Origin of the sequence: Micromonospora maris AB-18-032 (genome assembly GCF_000204155.1) — a bacterium.
Taxonomy (GTDB): domain Bacteria; phylum Actinomycetota; class Actinomycetes; order Mycobacteriales; family Micromonosporaceae; genus Micromonospora; species Micromonospora gifhornensis.
In genome coordinates this window covers 2,523,207-2,542,803 of record NC_015434.1, presented here as the reverse complement: position 1 = coordinate 2,542,803, position 19,597 = coordinate 2,523,207, and the positions used below count along the sequence as shown (strand labels likewise).

Sequence of the window (19,597 nt, the reverse complement as noted above, 5' to 3'; positions counted from 1 at the left end):
TCAATTGTTGTCCTGGCTGCAGCCGTGTTGGTAGGACTTGTCGGATGTACCTCTGCCGACAACCCCGAAGACGACTCGGGAACGCTGACCCCCAGTGACCCCACGACGTTCACGGTCTGGATCACGTCGGCCCAGCAGGCCCCGGCACCCGAAAACAAGATCACCAAGCTGCTCAAGGACAAGCTCGGTGTCACCCTCAAGTACGAGATCGTCACGCCGGACAACGAGGACCAGAAGATCGGTGTCATGCTCGCCGGCGGTGAGTTCCCCGACCTCATCGGCACCGGCGACCTGAAGCAGCGTCTCCTGCAGGGCGGCGCTCTGCGGCGCCTGGACGACATGCTGGCCAAGGGGGACTACCCCAACCTCGCCGAGCACGTCAAGGACGACATCAAGAAGATGAGCTACTCGGGCGACGAGGTGGACAAGGGCCTGTACATCCTCCCGAACTACAACCGCTTCTACGGCGACGTCACGGGCGGCGTCTACTACGGTCCCGCGTTCTGGATCCAGAAGCGTGTGCTCGCGGACGCCGGCTACCCGGACCTCAGCAACATGACGCTCGACCGCTACTTCCAGCTCATCTCGAACTACAAGGCGAAGCACCCCCAGACCGCCGGCGCCCCGACCGTCGGCTTCGAAATTCTGGCGTCCACGGGCCGTGAGTGGGGCATGACTAACCCGCCGGCACAGCTGGCAGGCTTCCCGAACAACGGTGGCGTCGTCGTCGACAGCAACAACAACGCGTCGATCTTCGCCGACAAGGACATCGCGAAGAACTTCTACAAGGTCCTCAACCAGCAGTACAACTCGGGTGTCGTCGACCCCGAGTCCTTCACCCTGACGTTCGACCAGTACACCGCGAAGCTGGCCACCGGCACCGTCCTCGGCATGCACGACCAGGGCTGGAACTTCCAGACCGCCACCCAGTCACTGCAGAGCGCCGGCAAGGACGAGTACACCTACGTGCCCCTCATGCCCGTCTACGACGGGGTGAAGCCCTGGTACGCCGACCGCCCCGTCATGAACACCAACCAGGGGTTCGGCGTCTCGGTCTCCAGCAAGCAGCCGAAGAAGGCACTGAAGTTCCTCGACATCATGCTCAGCGAAGAGTGGCAGAAGACGCTCTCCTGGGGCATCGCTGGCGAGGACTACCAGGTCGGCGCCGACGGCGTCTTCTCCCGCACGGACGAGCAGCGGAAGAACTACAAAGACCTCACCTGGCGTGCCTCCAACCGTCTCGATGCGCTGCTCGACATGCTGCCCAAGCGCAACGGCCAGTTCTCCGACGGCAACGCCTACAGCCCCGACGACCAGCCCGCCGAGTTCTACGCGACGCTGAGCGACTACGACAAGGACTTCATGGCGAAGTACGGCAAGAAGACCTGGCTTGACTTCGTGAACAAGGCACCGGACAACCCCAAGTACTACCCGGCGTGGAACCTCACGCTCTCCGACGACGCCAACCAGGTCAACCAGCAGCTGACCGACACCAGCGTGCAGAAGCTGCCGGGGATCATCGCCGGCCCGCCCGCCGACTTCGACAAGAACTGGCAGGCCTACGTCGACTCCATCCGCAAGATCGACGTCAAGGTGTACGAGGACGCAGTCACCGCTGGCATCAAGGACCGTCTGGCCAACTGGTAACAGTCTGCGAGCAGTCGTGGTGGGGGGCGTGCGCCCCCCACCACGACGCGTTCTCGATTACCACCCACTGCTCCTGACGACGAGGTTGGACAGATGACGGACGCCCCGGTCGGCATCCCCGTGACCGCCACCGGGCTCGAACCGGCCCCGGAGCCCGCGAGCAGTTCGCGTGCCCGGAACCGCAAGGCCCGAAAGAATGCCGCGAAGGATCCCAAGCGCAAGATCACCTGGGACCTGGTCTGGGCGCAGCGAGCCCTGCTCGCGATGGCCGTCCCGCTGCTGCTGTACCAGATCCTGTTCAAGTACGTCCCGGTCTACGGCTGGGCGATCGCCTTCCAGGACTTCAAGCCGGCTCGCGGCAGCAGCCCCTGGCCGGGTCCCCGCAGCCTCTGGAACCAGCAGTGGGTGGGCCTCGAGAACTTCCACAACCTGTTCACCGGTGTCATGGGTGAGCGGTTCATCCGGGTCGTGATCAACACGATAGGACAGTCGCTCCTGACCCTGACCGTCGGTACCCTCGGGGCCATCGTCCTAGCGCTGCTGCTGAACGAAGTCAAGAACCTGCCGTTCAAGCGAGTCCTTCAGAACATCACCTACATGCCCCACTTCCTCAGCTGGGTGATCGTGGCGAGCATGGCATCGGTGGCGCTCTCGCTGCCCTCCTCCGGCGGGTTCATCAACCAGGGCCTCATGAACCTGCACATCATCGACCAACCGATCCTGTTCCTGACCGAGCCGAACTACTTCTGGGGGATCGTCGCCGGGACGAACCTGTGGAAGGAACTGGGCTGGAACACGATCATCTACCTGGCCGCGATCACCGCGATCGACCCGAGCCTGTACGAGTCCGCCGAGGTCGACGGAGCAGGCCGCTTTCGCAAGATGTTCAGCATCACGCTCCCGAGCATCAGGCCCACGATCGTCGTGCTGCTCATCATCAACAGCGGCTGGATCCTGTCCACGAACTTCGAGCTGCCGTACTTCCTCGGCAACGGCCTGGTGTCCGACAGGTCCGAGACCATCGACGTCTTCGTGCTGCGCTATGGATACGAGCTGGGCAACTACAGCCTCGCCATCGTCGCGGGCATCTTCAAGACCATCGTCGCCGTCATCCTGGTGGGCGCGGCGAACCAAGCGGCCAAGCGCCTCAACCAAGAGACGCTGGTCTAGGAGGACTTCATGTCAAGCACCACTGTCGCGAAGCCTCTGGCGCGGCGCGCATCACGGGGCGGGTCACGGCGTCGCAAGTGGACGACCGAGCGGATTATCTTCACGACGCTCAACACGACCTTCCTGCTGGCCCTCGCGGCGGTCATGGTCTACCCGCTGCTGAACACGCTCGCCATCTCCCTGAACGACGGCATGGACGCCGTCCGTGGCGGGATCGGCATCTGGCCTCGGGACTTCTCGCTGCAGAACTACAACGTCGTGTTCAACATGCACACGATCTACCAGGCGTTCTTCATGAGCGTCCTGAAGACGGTCGTGGTGGTGGCGACAAACCTGCTCTTCACCTCGATGCTCGCCTACGCGCTCAGCCGCACAGAGTTCATCTTCCGCCGCCCGATCACCGTGATCTTCGTGCTGACGATGTACTTCGACGCCGGGCTGATCCCCAACTACCTGCTCATCAAGGACCTGGGCATGCTGAACACCTTCCAGGCCTACTGGGTGCCGACGATCATCAGCGCGTTCAACCTGATCATCCTGCGCACGTACATCAAGTCGATCCCTGAGGAGATCATCGAGTCGGCACGGATGGACGGTGCGGGCGAGTTCCGCACGTGGTGGCAGATCGTGATGCCGCTGTGCAAGCCCGCGCTGGCCGTGGTGGGTCTGTTCGTGGCGGTGGGCAGCTGGAACGCCTGGCTGGACACCCTGCTCTACGCCTCGGGCAATCCGGCGTTGACCACCTTGCAGTACGAGTTGCAGAAGCTGCTGTCGAGCTCGATGAACGCCGGCGTGAACTCCGTGGCCGCCACGGGCGCCGCGTCCTCTGGCGGGCAGGTCACCACACCGATCGCGCTGCGGTCGGCGATCACCATGGTGGCGGCCGTCCCCATCCTGTTCGTCTACCCGTTCCTGCAGAAGCACTTCGTGTCCGGTCTCATGATCGGCTCCGTGAAGGGCTGATCGCGTCGGCCTCCCGCCCACCGCAGGAGGCCGACCCCGTCCTCATGACCCGCAACTGCGCACACTGAAAGGCCCCGACCATTCTCCGTTTCAACCCCACGTCGCGACTGTGGCGCATCCTGGACTCACTCGGCTCCATCATCGTGATCAGCCTGTTCTGGCTCCTGAGCCTCGGCCTTGTCGTGACAGCGGGAGCGGGAACGGTGGTCGCCTACGAGGTGTGCCGCCGGTACGTCCTGGGCAAGGACGGTGGCGTCCGGGCCATTGCTGCGAAGGCTTTGCGGCAGAGCTGGAGGCAGGCGACCGTCGTCGGTCTGCTGGCCGTCCCGGTCGCGGCCGTCGGCATCCTCTCGCTCTCCTACCTGCCCACTCGCGGGCTGGCCGAGGTCTGGGTGCCGCTCATTGTCGTCGGACTTTTCCTCCTGCTCCTGGTCTTCTGGTGCCTCCCCCTCGTAGCCCGCTTCACCAACCCCACCTGGCGCCAGGTGTTCAACGGGCTCACGTTGGGGCTGACGACGCCCAGCCTGACGTTCCTGCTCGGGATCGCCGTGGTCCTCGGGGGCGTCGCCATCTGGAACTTCATGCCCGCGGTGTTCGTGGTGCCCGGCCTGATCCTCCTGTGGTGGTGCTACCTGCTCGAGCGGTTCTTCGTCGCCCGGGGGTACGTGCAAATGGAGCCGAAGGAGGCAGAGGCCTGACGCTCTCCAGCCGTGGACCTGAGTTGTCTCGTGAAGCGGCTCGCGGCGATCTTGTACACAGAACGGTGGGGGTGGACCAGCTTCGGTGGCCTGGGCACCGACGTATGGGAGGTGCGAGTGGGACGGCAGGTTCGCCGGTTCCGGCACACCCCTGACTGGACGTTTAATCCACGCTCGTGGCGAGAGCGGCGGATTCATATCGACTCTGATGACCGGGCGGGTCCTAACATGACCCAAATAAGTGCTCTCCGCCGATTTGCGTCTGAGATAGTACGAGGCCTTTGACCCCGCAATCGTGTCTCGTTCACCTTCGTCACGGGAACCGGCGGACCCATGGTCCGCCGGACCAACCGGTCGCCGCGGTAAGCCACCACAATGTCTGAGCGTCGCGCCTACCCGTCCGACCTGTCAGACGCCCGCTGGACCCTGATCGCACCCCGACTGACCGCCTGGCGACAAGCCCGCACCGACGCCGGAGTCGGCGGCCGCACCGCCACCCACGACCTGCGCGAGATCCTCAACGCCATCCTCTACGTCAATCGCACCGGCATCGCCTGGCGACACCTGCCCCACGACCTGCCGCCCTACCAGACCGTCTACGCCTACTTCGCCGCCTGGAGCAAGGAAGGCATCTTCTCCGAACTGAACTACCACCTCACCGGCCTGGTCCGTGACTACCACGGGCGGACCACCACCCCGACCGCCTCCATAATGGACATCCAGAGCGTCAAGACATCCACCAACGTTCCGACCACCACCCAGGGCATCGACCCGAACAAGAAGATCGTCGGCCGCAAACGCGGCATCATCACCGACACCCTCGGCCTCCTACGCACCGTGATCGTCACCGCCGCCAGCGTCAGCGACTACACCATCGGCATGCACCTGCTCGACCAGGCCACCACCGCCCATCCCACCCTGGCCAAGACCTGGGTCGACGCCGGCTTCAAAAACCGCGTCGTCGAACACGGTGCCCGCCTGGGCGTTGACGTCGATGTTGTCACCAAAAACCCCCCAGTGGCCCAGCGGCATGCTCACGCACGTTTGTCCAGGTCGCATGAAGCAGCCAGCCGGTCGATGCGATCCGGTTCAGTCGCTGACCCATCAAGGAGCGCGCCATACGCAGCGATCAGTTCATCCGTACGTGCATCCGCCACTCGCGACCTCCCTCGGCGTCGCGACGATTGTCCTTTACGCCACTGAGCCTCCGTATGCTGGGTCAGTCACCGAAGTGGACCGCTACACGCTTGCCACCGGGTTCCATGGAACCGCGACGTCCTGATCGGACTTGCTCGGAAGGACGCGTGCCCATGGCGGCGCATGGAGGGTACATCCATCCGGTGGGGTGACACCGCGTCCCACCCATGCCAGCCCGGCCCGACGGCTTCCGAACCCGCCAGGCGCCAACCACCCCACCCTGCTTGATAGGGCGAGCGCACCCCTGACCCCAGTGCGCCTGAGCTGAATCGGTGCGTGGTCAGGACGGGCACCAACCCCGCTCCCCACTCGGGTGGAGTTGCGTGGTGCCGGAGACGAGGTGGTGGCGATCGTCGCCGACGGTACGGCTATGCCGGACGGAACCGGCCGGAGCGCCTCACATCAGTGAGTACTGATTGGTCGTCGCTCAACCACTCCCACGTCGGCGTGCGGCCCAGTTTCAGGAACACAGCGTACTGGTACCCATGCTCGTCAAGGTATGCCTGCAGTTTTTTGCGGTCGTAGTCCGCATCGGTGTCGGGGCAGTCGGGCTTTTTCGACTCGACCACCAGCAGATTCGACTCACGTCCGCGCATGCCACGGCGGTGCACGATTAGATCAGGTAGAACCGAGCGGGCTTTGTCCTTTTCGCTTCGGCGGAGAGCCCATGCCTTCTTGGGTACACCTTGGTCACCTTGCCGGTTGTACTCGACATCCACGTGCCATTCCGGGCCGAGGTGTGCTTCGATGCCCATCGCCAAGTAGTGACCAATCCGGAACATGACCGAGCGTTCGCTGGAGCGATAATCGAATAGCTTTTCGTCACCCGTGACGGTGAGCCAAATCGCATCGCTGAGCCAGTTCTCGATCTGCACCCGGGACATCTCCATAGGCTTGGAGCGTAGAGGAGCGAGCAAGCCGGCCGCTGCCCTCCTGGCAACGGCCAGAACGCGGCGGCCTCGTCCATGTAGTGCGGGCGCCGGGCCGGGTGATCGGGGGCGATCCGCTGGTGCCGCACCGCATGCCGATCGTCGACACGGTGCCGCCAGGCCAAGTCTGGCCGGGCTTCAGTCGTACCATCAGTCAACAAGTAGCCGTGAGGCGCACACCCCGGCCATTTGCGCGATCACGCTGTGTGGCCCTACTCGTGGTCAGTGCTCGTGACGCTCGTCATCTTCAACGTGATGCTGCCGGGAGGCGGCAACGAGGTCGTGTCGACCACTCTGGCCCTGGCCACCTCGGGGCACCTAGGTGTAGTGCCCAGCAGCGTTGTTGACGCGGCTGATGGGTGGTTTGCCGCCGCGCCGAGGGCCCGATCTTAAAGTGATCACGCACGATCATGCTGCCTAATGACTCGCAGCAGTCGGGTTACGGCGTGGGCGAGAGGGATTGCTTCCTGCTCGATCCGGCGGAACGCAGTGGGACCCGCGGTGGCGATGGTGTTGTACGCGGTGGTCTCGGCTTCGGTCAGGTGTGGCAAGGGCTCCCGTGATGGCTTGATGGGGCGGCCCGCCTTGTCGTGGTTGACGCCGTGGTGGGAGTAGCGGTGCAGGTCGGTGGCTTCCCTGAGGCGGTACCCAAGACGACACCGGCCTCACGCACCTGAGCGCACGCGAATACGACCCCACCCTCGGCCGATTCATCAGCCGCCGCCACGCCGCCAGCCTGATCGGTCAGCGTCCATAGCTCATCCGACGAGTCCTACCGATTTACGCCTATTTACCTCCACGTCCCGATCAGAAACCAAGCTTACGGTCGGTCGGCGCCACTGCACGTAGACCAATATGCGGATTAGATGTCCCCTTGAGGCGTTCACCGCGACACCCACAAGGGACGGTAGGTTACGGGTCATGAAGGCTCGCTCACTTCCTGCCGTCGCCACAGCAACGGCAGCGGTCCTCCTTGCCGGTTGCGGCAACAGCGGCGATACACCAGCACCCCGGGGTTCAGTTTCGCAGGCCAGTTCGGCCGCGCCTGCCACGAGAACCCCGACCGCTGCGGACAGGTCGCCATCCCCGACTGAAGACCAGGGCCCGGCCCGACTCAAGATCGGCCAGACATTCACCGGCGCTGGTTGGAAAGTAACCGTCTACTCGGCCAAATTTGGCGGACAGGCCGACTCTGAGCCCGACAAGGGCAAGGTGTGGGTGCCGACCGATGTGAAGATCTGCAACGCCACCACGGGGGATAGCCTGCCGACCCCGAGTTGGAGCTCCTGGCAGCTCAAGACCACCGACGACTACCAACTGCAGCCCGCCGACATCACTCCCGAACCGCGGCAGCCTGCCTTGCCTTACTCCGCCACAATCCTGCCAAACGACTGCGTTCGCGGCTGGCTCACCTTCGAGATCGACAAGGGAAGCAGGATCAAGGAGATCCGTCTCATCGAGGACCAACTGTTCGGTCCAGGGCCGGCCATAGCGATCTGGGGCTAAGTCGTCGACTCTGCCGAAGCCACACCCCACTCCCCCGTTAGCGCGGGATGAGCATCAACACCGCTCCGTCGTCGGAGACAGCGGTGACATCGTCGCCGGGCTCGCGGCTTGCCACATCACGCTCCTGCGCGCGCTGGCTGGCTGCTCGCCTCTGGGCCTCGATGACCCTGTTCGCGTCGCGGTCGGCAAGCGCTTCGTCCACCTCCGCGGCCAAGCCGAACACCACCTCCAACTCTCCGCCCGGCAGCGTGATCAGATTGCGGACGCCCACAACGTCCAGACCGCCACGGGTCTGGCGTTCGACCCGCTGCGGTCGTGCCCGCACATCCCGATCCAGGTTGGCCCGGAACACCGGAGGTGCCCACCGCTGAAACGCATAGTCGTTACCGGCGAAATCGGCGAGGCTGGCCCAAGAGGCTTGCATCCCTGCCCCCACCAGGTCCTCCGCCGACAACGGCGCTCCCTCATCCATGTCGACGTGAACAATCCGCTCGAACGCCTCACGCTCAACGTGGACCTCCGCTGCGTCCCCGAACGACTCCGGTAGCTGCACCGGATAAGTCGCCGACTCGTGGTGCCCACGGCGTCCGGGAGACAGCTCCAGCGCCCTGCAATACACCCGGTCGTCCGCCAAGACCGTACCAACGGCAAGCCCGGGAGGTTGGCGACTCTCGACAGCTACACCGCGCAACTGCACACAAGCCGACGCCAACTGGTCCAGGCCATACCTCCAGCCCTTGGTGCCTTTGCATTCGACCACCGCGTAGTGGTACCGGTCTTCGCTGCCCGGGCTCTCCGCGATCAGGAGATAGTCCGGACGCCGTCGCCCCCGCTGCACAACGGATGAGGTAACCGCGCCGACCCTGATGACGCCACTGGACAGCGCAACGTCGATGTCGATGACACCGGCGGTCGTGGCGCCGGGCCAACGAGCGGCCATCCATTCCTGCGCCCGGTGCACGGCAAACCCGATGCCCAGTTCCTCGGAGGTGACCCTCCGCTGGTTCCCGACGATCCGCCGGCCCGCGGACGACAGACACAGATACCCGTCCGAGTCCGAATCGAACAAACCCAGGTACCGCAGCAGTGACCAGTGCCGGTGCGCCTCATACAGATCTGTCTGATATTGCGGCTTCGTTGCCACCGCCAGCCGAAGCAGTACATCCAACGGCCGCACCGCCGCCTCGCCATCGAGTGCGGGCACGTCCCGCACACCAAGGTCATCATCGGCGTACGCCTGCACGTCAGCGCAGAGTTGGGCATCGCTAACGCCGAAGTACGTCCAAGGCTGGGCAACGATGTCGAGTGCTCGCCGTAGATCCACCCTTGGCATTCTGCCCGTCGCCGACAACGAGATCTTCCGGGCGGGTGCTGACGGACGGCGCGAATGATCAACAGCACCCGGAAGACCAACAACAGCAAGGACCACCTGTCAAGGCCGTGTCACGCCGACACCCACCTGGGAGGAGTAGAGTCCTCAACCGGCGCGCTTCGGGTTCAACACCAGACTCTCGTGGCGAACGAGGAGAATTGAACCCAAGAGAACCTCTTGTCGAGCAACGCTCGTCGGGGCTTGTCATTGGTTGTCAAAACCCCTTGTTACCTTCAGTAGCCATTCCGACCTTGTCATTGGCTGTCGAAAGTCAGCACTGAGCTGGGCAGACATGATTGAGCGATGATCGCTACTTGTCACTGGTTGTCACCCACGGGCGGGGGTTTTCGGGGGGTAAACGGGGGGCCGACATTGCGCGCAGTCCATCGTGTCCCGCTCCCCTACCAGTAGAACACCCGTCACCAAGGGAGCGGCGCGCTCCTACCCATCGCTACCCGCCACAGGCATGGGGGTTCATGTCGGTGGGGCAACACAAACCAAAACCCAACCGGGCCCGACGCTGTCGACGTCGATCCCGTTGGTCTAGCGGCCGATCGTTGGCGGTGTTCCACTCTCGACACCTACGTGGTGGAGGCAGTAACCGGGGGGCGCTGTCGGCGCACAGCGTCGGCATTCCCGTCCCATGGTTGCCCTCCGTATATGCGATCGTCGGGCACCCTGTCTACACACCACATCGACCGCTCCGGGACGGCCACCATGTCGCCCTCGACGACGAGCCGTTCGACGCTCCCCAGAACCGCTACGCTGGACCCCGGCTACCAGCAGGCGACCGGACACATAACCCCACAGGAAGCAAGAGGATCTTGCAAGTGAAGTAAAGAAAATCAGCTCACTTGATCTCTAGAACCACAGGTCAGGAAGTCTGCTCCCCGCGCACGCGGGGGTGATCCGGATCCGGACGACCCGGCCACCGAGCACGTCATCTGCTCCCCGCGCACGCGGGGGTGATCCCCCCCTGGTCGGCAATCTGGACTGGCAGGCCGCCTGCTCCCCGCGCACGCGGGGGTGATCCCGGAGCACCCCCCTGATGGAGCAGTCCGAGCTGCTGCTCCCCGCGCACGCGGGGGTGATCCTGGCGCACGATCAGCGGCATGAGCCAGCGGGACCTGCTCCCCGCGCACGCGGGGGTGATCCCTCAAATCGCGTGGCGTTAACGTTACCGATCTCCTGCTCCCCGCGCACGCGGGGGTGATCCCTGGTGTCGTCGTCGCGGATCACCGTGCCGCTGCTCCCCGCGCACGCGGGGGTGATCCCGCGTGAGCGTGAGCAGCAGGCATGGGCCGGTCCTGCTCCCCGCGCACGCGGGGGTGATCCCTCCATGTGGGTGTCGCCGTAGATGTGCAGCGGCTGCTCCCCGCGCACGCGGGGGTGATCCCCAGCCCACCGCTGGACGCTCACCATCGATGGTCTGCTCCCCGCGCACGCGGGGGTGATCCGTCTCCGGTGGCGTGCGTCGCCAGAATGCGCCGCTGCTCCCCGCGCACGCGGGGGTGATCCCGTGGACCCGCCTGGACGAGCTGTTCGCCCGCACTGCTCCCCGCGCACGCGGGGGTGATCCCTCCGCGTGGTCCCATTCGCTGCTCACGTGCAACTGCTCCCCGCGCACGCGGGGGTGATGATCCCATGAGGCTGCCGGCGATGTTGAGGCCGAGCGGCTGCTCCCCGCGCACGCGGGGGTGATCCCTGGAAGTGGTTCATCATCGGCGCGGCGGCCGGCTGCTCCCCGCGCACGCGGGGGTGATCCCATGTCGAAGACGGCGCCTTCGGCCTGGACCCACTGCTCCCCGCGCACGCGGGGGTGATCCAGTGCCCGGACGATGGCCACGAACAGCCGGTCCCTGCTCCCCGCGCACGCGGGGGTGATCCCAACTCGCCGAACAGTCCGGTGTCAGCGTCGAACTGCTCCCCGCGCACGCGGGGGTGATCCCGTCGAGCCTGTCAACGCAGGTGGTGACCTGAGCTGCTCCCCGCGCACGCGGGGGTGATCCGCGTGGCTGCGGTTGCAGCCGCCCGCCCCCACCCTGCTCCCCGCGCACGCGGGGGTGATCCGGACGTGGAGTCGAGGAGGGCGTCTGCGTCGCCCTGCTCCCCGCGCACGCGGGGGTGATCCCCAGGTCTCGGCGAGCACGGCGTGGACCGACCACTGCTCCCCGCGCACGCGGGGGTGATCCCCTGGACTACGGGGTGCACGAGCTGCACCGCGACTGCTCCCCGCGCACGCGGGGGTGATCCCCGCTCGCCGGCGTCGGTGACGACTACGAGCCCCTGCTCCCCGCGCACGCGGGGGTGATCCGTTCGGGGTGTCGTTCTTCGCGAGGCTCGGCCCCTGCTCCCCGCGCACGCGGGGGTGATCCCACCGGATCCGTCTCAGCGCGCATCTTCGCCGCCTGCTCCCCGCGCACGCGGGGGTGATCCGAAAGAGCCGGTGAAGCGTTCCTCTCGGAAGGCCTGCTCCCCGCGCACGCGGGGGTGATCCCACTCCGTCGGCTAGACAGGCGGGGGGAGCCCGCTGCTCCCCGCGCACGCGGGGGTGATCCGTGGCTTACCGGCGTGACGACGCTCGCCATCGTCTGCTCCCCGCGCACGCGGGGGTGATCCCGACGACTTCGCCGCGTCGGCGGTGGACTCCACCTGCTCCCCGCGCACGCGGGGGTGATCCCTGGTGGCTGCTGCGCCGCGAGACCGGCAAGCCCTGCTCCCCGCGCACGCGGGGGTGATCCCGTGCCAGGGTTCGCCGTGCCACGTCGCACGACCTGCTCCCCGCGCACGCGGGGGTGATCCCGAGCCGCCCCGGATCGCCGCGAGCGCCTCGGCCTGCTCCCCGCGCACGCGGGGGTGATCCCCGTCCATAGAACCGTCCACTCCGCCGCGAGCGCTGCTCCCCGCGCACGCGGGGGTGATCCTTCGCCGTAGTGCTCTGCGCCTTCGCGCATCACCTGCTCCCCGCGCACGCGGGGGTGATCCTTCGCCGTAGTGCTCTGCGCCTTCGCGCATCACCTGCTCCCCGCGCACGCGGGGGTGATCCCACTGTGAGCAGTTGCCGACCAACAGCCTCGTTCTGCTCCCCGCGCACGCGGGGTGATCCCTGCGGTCGCTGGCCTCCGACCCGTAGGCCCCCTGCTCCCCGCGCATGCGGGGGTGTTCCCTCCCGCTCCAACTGCACCGCCGCATCCGGACCCTGCTCCCCGCGCACGCGGGGGTGATCCCTGCCGGGCGCAGGCCGCCGCGTCGTCGCAGCCCTGCTCCCCGCGCACGCGGGGGTGATCCGGCCCGAGCCGCCGCCCCCGCCGGATCCGTCGTCTGCTCCCCGCGCACGCGGGGGTGATCCCTACCAGCTGGGTGACCTCGTGGCAGTCGAGGCCTGCTCCCCGCGCACGCGGGGGTGATCCCAGGCCGTGGACCCAGGGCCCGGCCGACTGTCGGCGCCGCGTGGAACTGGCTATGGCACACATTCTGGGAGTCGCGTTCGTCGGGGTTCGGGTTGGGTGCCCGGGGTGAGGACCATCTCGGCGTTGTTTCCGCATCTGATCGGCCTGCGGCTGGAAGCGGTGGTGGTCCGGGCGTCGGAGTCAGGATTGCGGCGGCGTCGCGGACAGCGCGGGCCTCGTGCGTGGCCTGTGGGACCTGGTCGGGCAGTGTGCATCGTCGCTATATACGGCGGCTGGCCGACGTCAGGTTGGGCGGCCACGAGGTGCTGCTGGCGTTGACGGTCCGCCAGTTTAACTGCGTCGATAATGGATGCCGGCGACGGACGTTCGTTGAGCAGGTACCCGGGCTCACACGTCGGTATGCCCGTCCCACGGTCCTGGCGGCCGGTGACCTGCAAGCGGTCGAGTTCATCTGGGGCTGTCTTCTTCGCCTGGTTTCGGGATCGCCACCGAGGTGTGGCCGATCTCTGGAGAACGGCGCCCGAAGCGGCGGCGTTTTGATGCCTTGCTCCAGCCATGTGACAGGGCTGGGTTGTAGGTCTTCCGGTCGGTGGGTCGACGGATCAGCGTAATGCCGTCGAGGTCGACAGGCTGCCAGTGGTGGTCGTGGACCTGGAAGCACAGCCGTTGTTCACCTGGCTGCTGATAGACGAGCAGGGCTCGACCCGGGCCAGCCATCTCGACAACTCTGGACCAGAGACGCTGGCGAATTCGGCTGTTCACGTGGCCCACGTACACGCCTGCGGAAATTTCCAGTAACCACTGAGTCAGGTGTCCGCGGAGCCCTTCGGGACAGGCGGTCAGGATGATGACGGTCATCAGAAGTCAACTTCTCCGCCATAGTTGCGACCGCTGGTGAACTCGTAGCCGCTCTCATCCCACAGGCGCACCGTGTCGTTCTCCGCTTCCCCGTCGAGCCACTCCTCATCGATCGGCCCGGTCGGGCCGGGACTGAGCAGCAGACTGCGGATGTCGCGTACGCATCGGTCGAGAAGAGCACCGTCGTGGATACGGTCGCGGACGGCACGCCGGGTGTCCGATCCGATGTCGGTCGAGCCGCTGGCGGCGACGTCGAAGGCGACCGGAATAGTGTATTCGGCCTTGTAGAGGTCGGCGATGTCGTAGATAAAGGATCGGTCGTGCCCGGTGTGGACGAATCCCAGGCCGGGTGAGGTGCCAACAGCGACGATGACGGCGTGCACCACGCCGTACAGGCAGGCGTGGGCGGCGGACAGTGCCTGGTTGACGGGGTCGCTGCTGGTGAAGTCGTCTGGGTTGTACTCACGGTTGTTCCAGTTCACACCGGTCCGCTTGGCGTGCTCGCGGTAGCTGCGACGTACTCGGGCTCCCTCTTTGCCGCGGAGCTGCTGCATGGTGAGGGCGGTGGTGTCTTCGCCCGGAAAGCGCATCCGATACATCTCCCGTGCTACCTGGAGCCGCCGATCGCGGTGCGTAACGGCGGTGGCCTGGGCGACGAGGAGCCGGCTGGATCGGGCGAGTGGACGTCCGTGCGCGTAGTAGCGCACGCCGTGTTCGCCGACCCAGACCACGGTGGCGCCGTTGTCGGCGAGCAGCATCATCGCCTGCTGGGTGATGCTGGTGCCCGGTCCGAGCAGGAGCACGCCGACCGTGGCGGCCGGGATGTGGATGATGCCCTTGTCGTCGGTTGTGGTGATCGCGTTGCTGTCGCGGTGGATGACGCAGCGTTCGAGGTAGATGAAGCTGAGCCGATCCTGTACGCGGTTGAGATCGGCCAGTTCCGCCGGTGGGACGCCGGGGATCTTCACCGGTTGCCCTGGACGGGAGCGAGGGTGAGAAGGCCGCAGCCGTACGCCTTGGCGTGGCCGATTCCGCCGGTCAACGCACGCCGCAAGGTGTGGGCGTCGGTGACGTGGAGGATGCCGTCGTAGGTGGCCGTGGTGAGGGTGACGGTTCCCATGCCACGTTTGAATGACTGCGTCTGGCGCCGGTGCAGGCGAAGGTTGGGGCGGCCGTCCTGCTGGGTCGCCAAGGTAAAGCCGTGTCGCTCGGCCCGGGCGAGCAGCCATGCGATTTGTTCGTGCTCGCGGAGGTAGCCGAAGCGCTGCGTCTCCTTCGCCTCGGCGGTCTTTCGCCCGCTGTGGGTCGGGTTGGCGGTGAGCCGGAACGCCCACTCTTGGCCCGCTCGTAGCGAGGCGAGCAAGCCGTCGTACTCCCGGGTCGTCCAGGCTTCCTCGCTGGTGGGCCAGCCGGCCTGCTCGACCAGGTGGGTGAGGTCGGGTCGTCCAGGGCTGGCTATGTAGAGGTGAACGGTGGCCGTGGCCGGGGTGTCGAGGCGCCACAGCGTACGAACTCCGGGGCGCTCGTAGTCGGCGGCGTCGGCGAACGCGGCGCGGACGGCCGCGTGCATGGCGTGTGGCGAGGAGAGCAGTTTGCGCGCGTTGCGGCGGGCGGCGTTGATCTGGAATCGGGTGAGGAACATGGTCAGCCTCCCAGCAGGCTCAGCGGGTCGTGCTCGGCGACACCGGCCCGCTCGGCGAGGTCATTTGGGACGTCGGCGTGGCGGCGCACCACGGACCGCCAGGTGTGCTGCCGATGCGCGGGGTCGAAGCTGACCGGCTCGTCAGGAACGGTCTCGGTGATCGGCTCGCCTTGACGCGCGTCCCGGATGATCTCCAACCGGACGGTGCGGGCTGCCTTCTTGCGGTGCCAGTCGGCGGCGAGCCAGGGCCACTGGTTCAGCGCGTCGTCGAGGGTGTCGTCGTGGACGCCGAGGTTGATCGGGCCGGCCGGTGGGCAGGATCGACGGCCGAGGTAGAGGGGGAACTGGGGCCGGTCCAGTGCCTCGGCCAGGCCGGTCAGGAGGGTCCGGTCGCCGCTGACGGCGGCGAGGAAGACCGCGTCGGACAGGTAGAAGCGGTAGGTCAGTGGTGCGCTGCGGCGGCCGTCGAGGGACCGGGCCGTCTGGAAGTCGCGCAGGATCTGGCCGGGCTGGTCCAGGCGTACGCCGAATTGGAGGCCGAGCAGGTCGGTGAGCGGTTCGGTGCGTCGCATGCCCTTGGCGGCGGCGAGCAGTCCGATCACTCCGCTCTTGGTCGGTGCGATCTCGGTGCCCCGGCGGGCGAACCGGCTCGATGACCCCCAGGATTGCAGTGGGCCGGCCAGCTTCAGCAGCAGCACACTCATGCCGGCTGCCCGAGCGTCACGGTGACCTGCTCCCCCACGCCCGCGACGAGTTCGCTGAAGGTGACCGCCTTGCCCAGGTCAGTGAGTACCGCGGTCCGCTCGCCGACCTGGGTGACCCAGCTGCCGATGGGCCGCTCGCCGTAGGCGCTTTCGACCGCCACGGTGTGCTTCGCCAGCGCCTCGGCGGCCAGTTCGATGCGTCCGGCGGCGTGGGTCTCCCGGATGGGTGTCTCGAAGGCGCCGACGAGGTTGATCGGCTGGGTGTCGCGCAGCCGCACCAGCACGGCGTCCGGAAGGGTGCGGTGGGCGAAGGTGTTCTGCTTGCCGGTCGGCATGCTGCGCGTGAACGCGCTCAGGAACGCTTCGACGGCCGCCCGGGTGGCGGCGGCGTCGCCGAGCGTACGGTACAGGGCGTCGACATCGATGGTGGCGTACCGGTACAGGGTGGACGAGTTGAACTCGATGGTGCCGATCATGCCGGCCCCCGTTTCGGCGGCGTCGGCCTTGCGGTCGTCGACGGCGGTGAAGTAGTCGAACTCGTTGTCGACGGCATGGACGCTGATGGCGTGGGAGACCTGGCAGGCGGCGTCGACGTTGATGTCGGTCATGTCGGCGACCATCCGGCCGAACATCGCGATGTCGACGGAGTGCTCGGAGGCGACCAGCGCCTTGAAGCGGGCCTTGTCGAGGGTGCCCCCGGCCCGCGCTGCCTCCAGTGCAGCGGCGGCGAGATTGTCCAGCTGCCGGTGGCTCAGGAACAGCAGGTAGCCGGACTCGACGTCCTTCGTCTCGCCCTTTTTCTTGTCGACCTTGGCCAGCCCACCAGCCACGAAGGTGTCGGCCGCTAGCGTGGACGCGGCCTCCTCGGACATGCTCGGGTCGAGTGCCCGGATCCGCGCGGCGAGGGACTCTCCCACACGCTTGGTCCGCTCGCCCAGCTGAGAACGATCGAGCAGGTCGACGAAGGCCAGCCGGATGGCCCGCTTCCACGCCTGGCTGGACACCCGCGCCCGACGCACACCTCCGTAGACGGCGGTCTTCGGCGAGCCGGTGTCGTCGCGGTTGAGGTTGCTCGGCGGTACGGTCTGCAGGGCGTAGACGTCGATGATGGTGCGGCTCATGACGGGTCCTCCTCGGGGTTGTCGGTGACAGGAGCGTCAGCGTCGGCGCTGGGTCGGCTGCGGAAGAACTCCCGACCCCAGATCGCCTGGATGGTGGGGCGGCGGCCAGGGATGCGGAGGGTCTGAAGATCGTCGGCGAGCAGGCCGTAGTCGAGTGGGATCTGGTGCTCGCGCAGCATCGTGATCAGGCTGCGCAGGTGGTAGATGCTTTCGTGGTAGGTGCTGGCGGTGCCGAGCGCGGCGAACCGACGCCGTACCCCGTCCGGTCCGGTCGATCTGCGGACCAGCTCGGCCATGGCCTGGCCCAGCCCGCGTCCGTCGGCGTGCATCCGTTCCCGGCGGGACTGCTGGTGCAACGCGTACAGGGTCACCGCGTCGTGGGCGGCCTGTTCGGCGTCTGTCGGCTCGGTGTCGTCGGCCGGGCGGCGGCCCAGCAGATGCTCCGGGACCTGCACGTACCGCTCCAGGCTGAAGTCGAAGCCGGGGGTCCGGCCGATACCGCGCCGCAGCCGCGCGAGGGCGCTGACCGCCTCGGGTTGCGGCACGGTGCTCAACACCCGCGCCTGGAGGCGGCCGATGGTCCTGGCGACATGTTCGCCGAGTTCGCGGCGACGTCGGTGCCGCGTCTTCTGGGCCGGGCCCGCCGGCTCGGCCTCCACTGCCGTGGTCATGCTGGTTGCTCCTGTCTCTGCTGCGGGGACTCGACCCCCATCGGCAACGCCTTGGCCAGACCGGAGCGGAACCACGCCTCGGCCTGCGAGCTGGAGTAGTGGACATCCCGGCCGGCGCGATCCTTGCCGGCGCGGCCGACCCAGGCCGTCGGGCCTGCCGCTTCCACCAGCCCGGCACCGAGCCGGCTGATGGCCCGCCAGACCAGCCGCTGCCACTGACCCCGCTCGGCGGCTGGGTCGCTGTCCGGACCCAGGCGTGCCAGCCAGTCGCGGAACTGGCGGTCCAGCAGGGCGTACGCGCGCTCGGCGGCGCGGTCAGCGGCGCCGCTGTCGGTGTCCCGGCTTCCGGCGGCGCGGGCCAGGTTGTCGGCGAGCCTGCGCAGCACCGTCACCGCGGCCTCGGCGTCGCCGGCCGCGTCGACGGCGGTCGCGCGCAGGGCGGAGTCTGCCACCAGCAGCAGCACGTTCATGGTCAGCGCGTCGCTGAACACCTCGTCGACGACCGACTGCTTGGCACCGTAGGTGATGCTCACGGCACGGGTGCGGGTCTGGAAGTCCGTGCCGACGACGCCGGTGACGGTGAGCCGGGCCAGCCACTGCACCACCATCGGCGCAAGCCGCTGCGGCGGCTCGCCGCCGGGCGGTGGCGGCGCCGGCAGGAGGGTTTGCAGCCCTCGCCACAGGGCCCGGCCGTGGTCGTGCGGTCGGGGCAGGTAGATCGGGGTGCGTTTCTGCTCGCGTTCGCGGGGTGCGCTGCGGCCCCACACACTCATGGGTTCCAGCAGGTGCCGGTCCTGCCAGTCGAGCCGGTCGCCGTTGGCGATCAATGCTCCGGTGATGCCGTCGGCATCACCGAACAGCCGGATCCGGCGGGACTGCCAGGTGTAGAGGCTGAGCAGTCCGTACGGGCCACGCGTCGAGGCGGGTTCCTCGGCTGCGGTGTGCGGCTCACGCTCCCACACCGGCAGGTCCCGATCGTCGGCTTCCCGCCAGGCGGGCGCGACAGGCACCAGGTTGAGCAGCAGGGTCTCCCACAGGTCAGCGCCTTCCAGGTGGACGCCACCCAACCACCCGACGGACCCCGCGCCGATCGGATAGCCCTTGCCGTTCTTGGCCTGCGGGTCACCGACCGCTCCGGTCTTGATGCCGGAGCTGTCGTACGCCTGGCAGTGCACCAACCAGCGGGCCGCCTCCGCCGGGCTGATCGACTCCATGCCGCGCCCGGCACGGGTGGTCAGGAACGGCATCCCGTTCGGTACGTCGGCGATCAACCGTTCCAGGCCGTACGTGTTCTCCTTCGCCGCCCGCAGGTCGGCCACCTGGTAGAACGGCTGCTGCGGATGCAGCAGGTCGAACCTGTCCCGGAAGGCGTCGAGATACTCGACGATGTCTGCGGTCGGTAGTTGACGGCCCCGCCACAGCGCGCGCCAGGCCGCCTCCCCAGGCGGACCGTCAGTGGCGCGGTGCAGGACCGCCAACGCAAGCCGCAGGATCGCGAAGCTCTGCGTGGGCAACTCACAGGCGATCATGCGTAGGTCGTTGGCCTGCTTGAACAGGCCGAGAAGGGACACCTCGCGGCGCCTCCCCGCGACGTCCAGCACCGGAATCCACGCCTGGTCAACCAGCGAGAACCCCTGCCGCTCCGGCGGACTCGTCAACGTTGGCCACCTCCTTCGTTGCTTCATCTAACCAGGAACAGTCTGACGCAG

At 67.0% G+C, this 19,597-nt stretch carries 15 protein-coding genes, 1 pseudogene and 1 CRISPR repeat array; of the genes and pseudogenes, 6 read left to right on the top strand and 10 right to left on the bottom strand.

Going from position 1 to position 19,597, the window contains the following annotated elements; all coding sequences use genetic code 11:
- Positions 1-24 precede the first annotated feature (24 nt).
- From VAB18032_RS11600 to VAB18032_RS11580, 5 genes and pseudogenes are all read left to right on the top strand, one after another.
- On the top strand, positions 25-1,647 hold the full coding sequence (locus tag VAB18032_RS11600; RefSeq protein ID WP_013733019.1) for a type 2 periplasmic-binding domain-containing protein: 1,623 nt from the start codon (positions 25-27) through the stop codon (positions 1,645-1,647).
- A gap of 93 nt (positions 1,648-1,740) precedes the next feature.
- Positions 1,741-2,817 (top strand): ABC transporter permease, encoded by a 1,077-nt coding sequence (locus VAB18032_RS11595; protein ID WP_013733018.1) that lies wholly within the window; start codon positions 1,741-1,743, stop codon positions 2,815-2,817.
- A 9-nt stretch (positions 2,818-2,826) separates the two neighbouring features.
- Positions 2,827-3,780: a carbohydrate ABC transporter permease gene (locus tag VAB18032_RS11590; protein WP_013733017.1), complete on the top strand. Its 954-nt coding sequence runs from the start codon at positions 2,827-2,829 to the stop codon at positions 3,778-3,780.
- A gap of 143 nt (positions 3,781-3,923) precedes the next feature.
- Positions 3,924-4,478 carry a YesL family protein gene (locus VAB18032_RS11585; RefSeq protein WP_013733016.1) on the top strand — a complete coding sequence of 185 codons (555 nt, stop codon included), beginning with the start codon at positions 3,924-3,926 and terminating at the stop codon, positions 4,476-4,478.
- A gap of 375 nt (positions 4,479-4,853) precedes the next feature.
- Positions 4,854-5,555: pseudogene (locus VAB18032_RS11580) on the top strand (IS5 family transposase); the annotation flags it as partial.
- 488 nt (positions 5,556-6,043) lie between these two features.
- On the opposite strand, the gene VAB18032_RS11575 reads toward VAB18032_RS11580, so the two are convergent.
- Positions 6,044-6,565: a hypothetical protein gene (locus VAB18032_RS11575; protein ID WP_013733014.1), complete on the bottom strand. Its 522-nt coding sequence runs from the start codon at positions 6,563-6,565 to the stop codon at positions 6,044-6,046.
- Between the two features lie 437 nt (positions 6,566-7,002).
- Positions 7,003-7,176 (bottom strand): hypothetical protein, encoded by a 174-nt coding sequence (locus VAB18032_RS32830; protein ID WP_415878013.1) that lies wholly within the window; start codon positions 7,174-7,176, stop codon positions 7,003-7,005.
- A 349-nt stretch (positions 7,177-7,525) separates the two neighbouring features.
- Between VAB18032_RS32830 and VAB18032_RS30655 the strand changes: the two genes are divergently transcribed.
- Entirely contained in the window at positions 7,526-8,110 is a 585-nt protein-coding gene (locus tag VAB18032_RS30655; protein WP_158309493.1) for a DUF4352 domain-containing protein, read from the top strand.
- Between the two features lie 37 nt (positions 8,111-8,147).
- Here VAB18032_RS30655 and VAB18032_RS11565 read toward each other — a convergent pair whose 3' ends face one another.
- The 8 genes from VAB18032_RS11565 to casA all read right to left on the bottom strand — a co-directional run bounded on the left by VAB18032_RS11565 (position 8,148) and on the right by casA (position 19,546).
- Positions 8,148-9,434, bottom strand: a complete 1,287-nt coding sequence (locus VAB18032_RS11565) for a hypothetical protein (protein ID WP_013733012.1) — start codon at positions 9,432-9,434, stop codon at positions 8,148-8,150.
- A gap of 931 nt (positions 9,435-10,365) precedes the next feature.
- Positions 10,366-12,892: a CRISPR direct-repeat array (repeat unit 28 nt; unit sequence CTGCTCCCCGCGCACGCGGGGGTGATCC).
- A gap of 447 nt (positions 12,893-13,339) precedes the next feature.
- A complete protein-coding gene (gene cas2e, locus VAB18032_RS30645) occupies positions 13,340-13,750 on the bottom strand; it encodes a type I-E CRISPR-associated endoribonuclease Cas2e (protein WP_013733011.1) in 411 nt (136 codons plus the stop codon).
- The gene (cas1e, locus tag VAB18032_RS11560; RefSeq protein ID WP_013733010.1) at positions 13,750-14,718 is read right to left on the bottom strand and encodes a type I-E CRISPR-associated endonuclease Cas1e; all 969 of its coding nucleotides are present in this window, start codon (positions 14,716-14,718) and stop codon (positions 13,750-13,752) included. Before cas1e ends, cas2e begins: the two co-directional genes overlap by 1 nt.
- A complete protein-coding gene (cas6e, locus tag VAB18032_RS11555) occupies positions 14,715-15,392 on the bottom strand; it encodes a type I-E CRISPR-associated protein Cas6/Cse3/CasE (protein WP_013733009.1) in 678 nt (225 codons plus the stop codon). The genes cas1e and cas6e overlap by 4 nt, the downstream gene beginning before the upstream one ends.
- Positions 15,393-15,394: 2 nt before the next feature.
- Positions 15,395-16,096: a type I-E CRISPR-associated protein Cas5/CasD gene (gene cas5e, locus VAB18032_RS11550; RefSeq protein WP_013733008.1), complete on the bottom strand. Its 702-nt coding sequence runs from the start codon at positions 16,094-16,096 to the stop codon at positions 15,395-15,397.
- Positions 16,093-17,217: a type I-E CRISPR-associated protein Cas7/Cse4/CasC gene (gene cas7e / locus VAB18032_RS11545; protein WP_013733007.1), complete on the bottom strand. Its 1,125-nt coding sequence runs from the start codon at positions 17,215-17,217 to the stop codon at positions 16,093-16,095. Before cas7e ends, cas5e begins: the two co-directional genes overlap by 4 nt.
- Positions 17,214-17,888 (bottom strand): type I-E CRISPR-associated protein Cse2/CasB, encoded by a 675-nt coding sequence (gene casB, locus VAB18032_RS11540; RefSeq protein WP_013733006.1) that lies wholly within the window; start codon positions 17,886-17,888, stop codon positions 17,214-17,216. The genes cas7e and casB overlap by 4 nt, the downstream gene beginning before the upstream one ends.
- Entirely contained in the window at positions 17,885-19,546 is a 1,662-nt protein-coding gene (gene casA / locus VAB18032_RS11535) for a type I-E CRISPR-associated protein Cse1/CasA (protein WP_013733005.1), read from the bottom strand. The genes casB and casA overlap by 4 nt, the downstream gene beginning before the upstream one ends.
- Between the last annotated feature and the right edge of the window lie 51 nt (positions 19,547-19,597).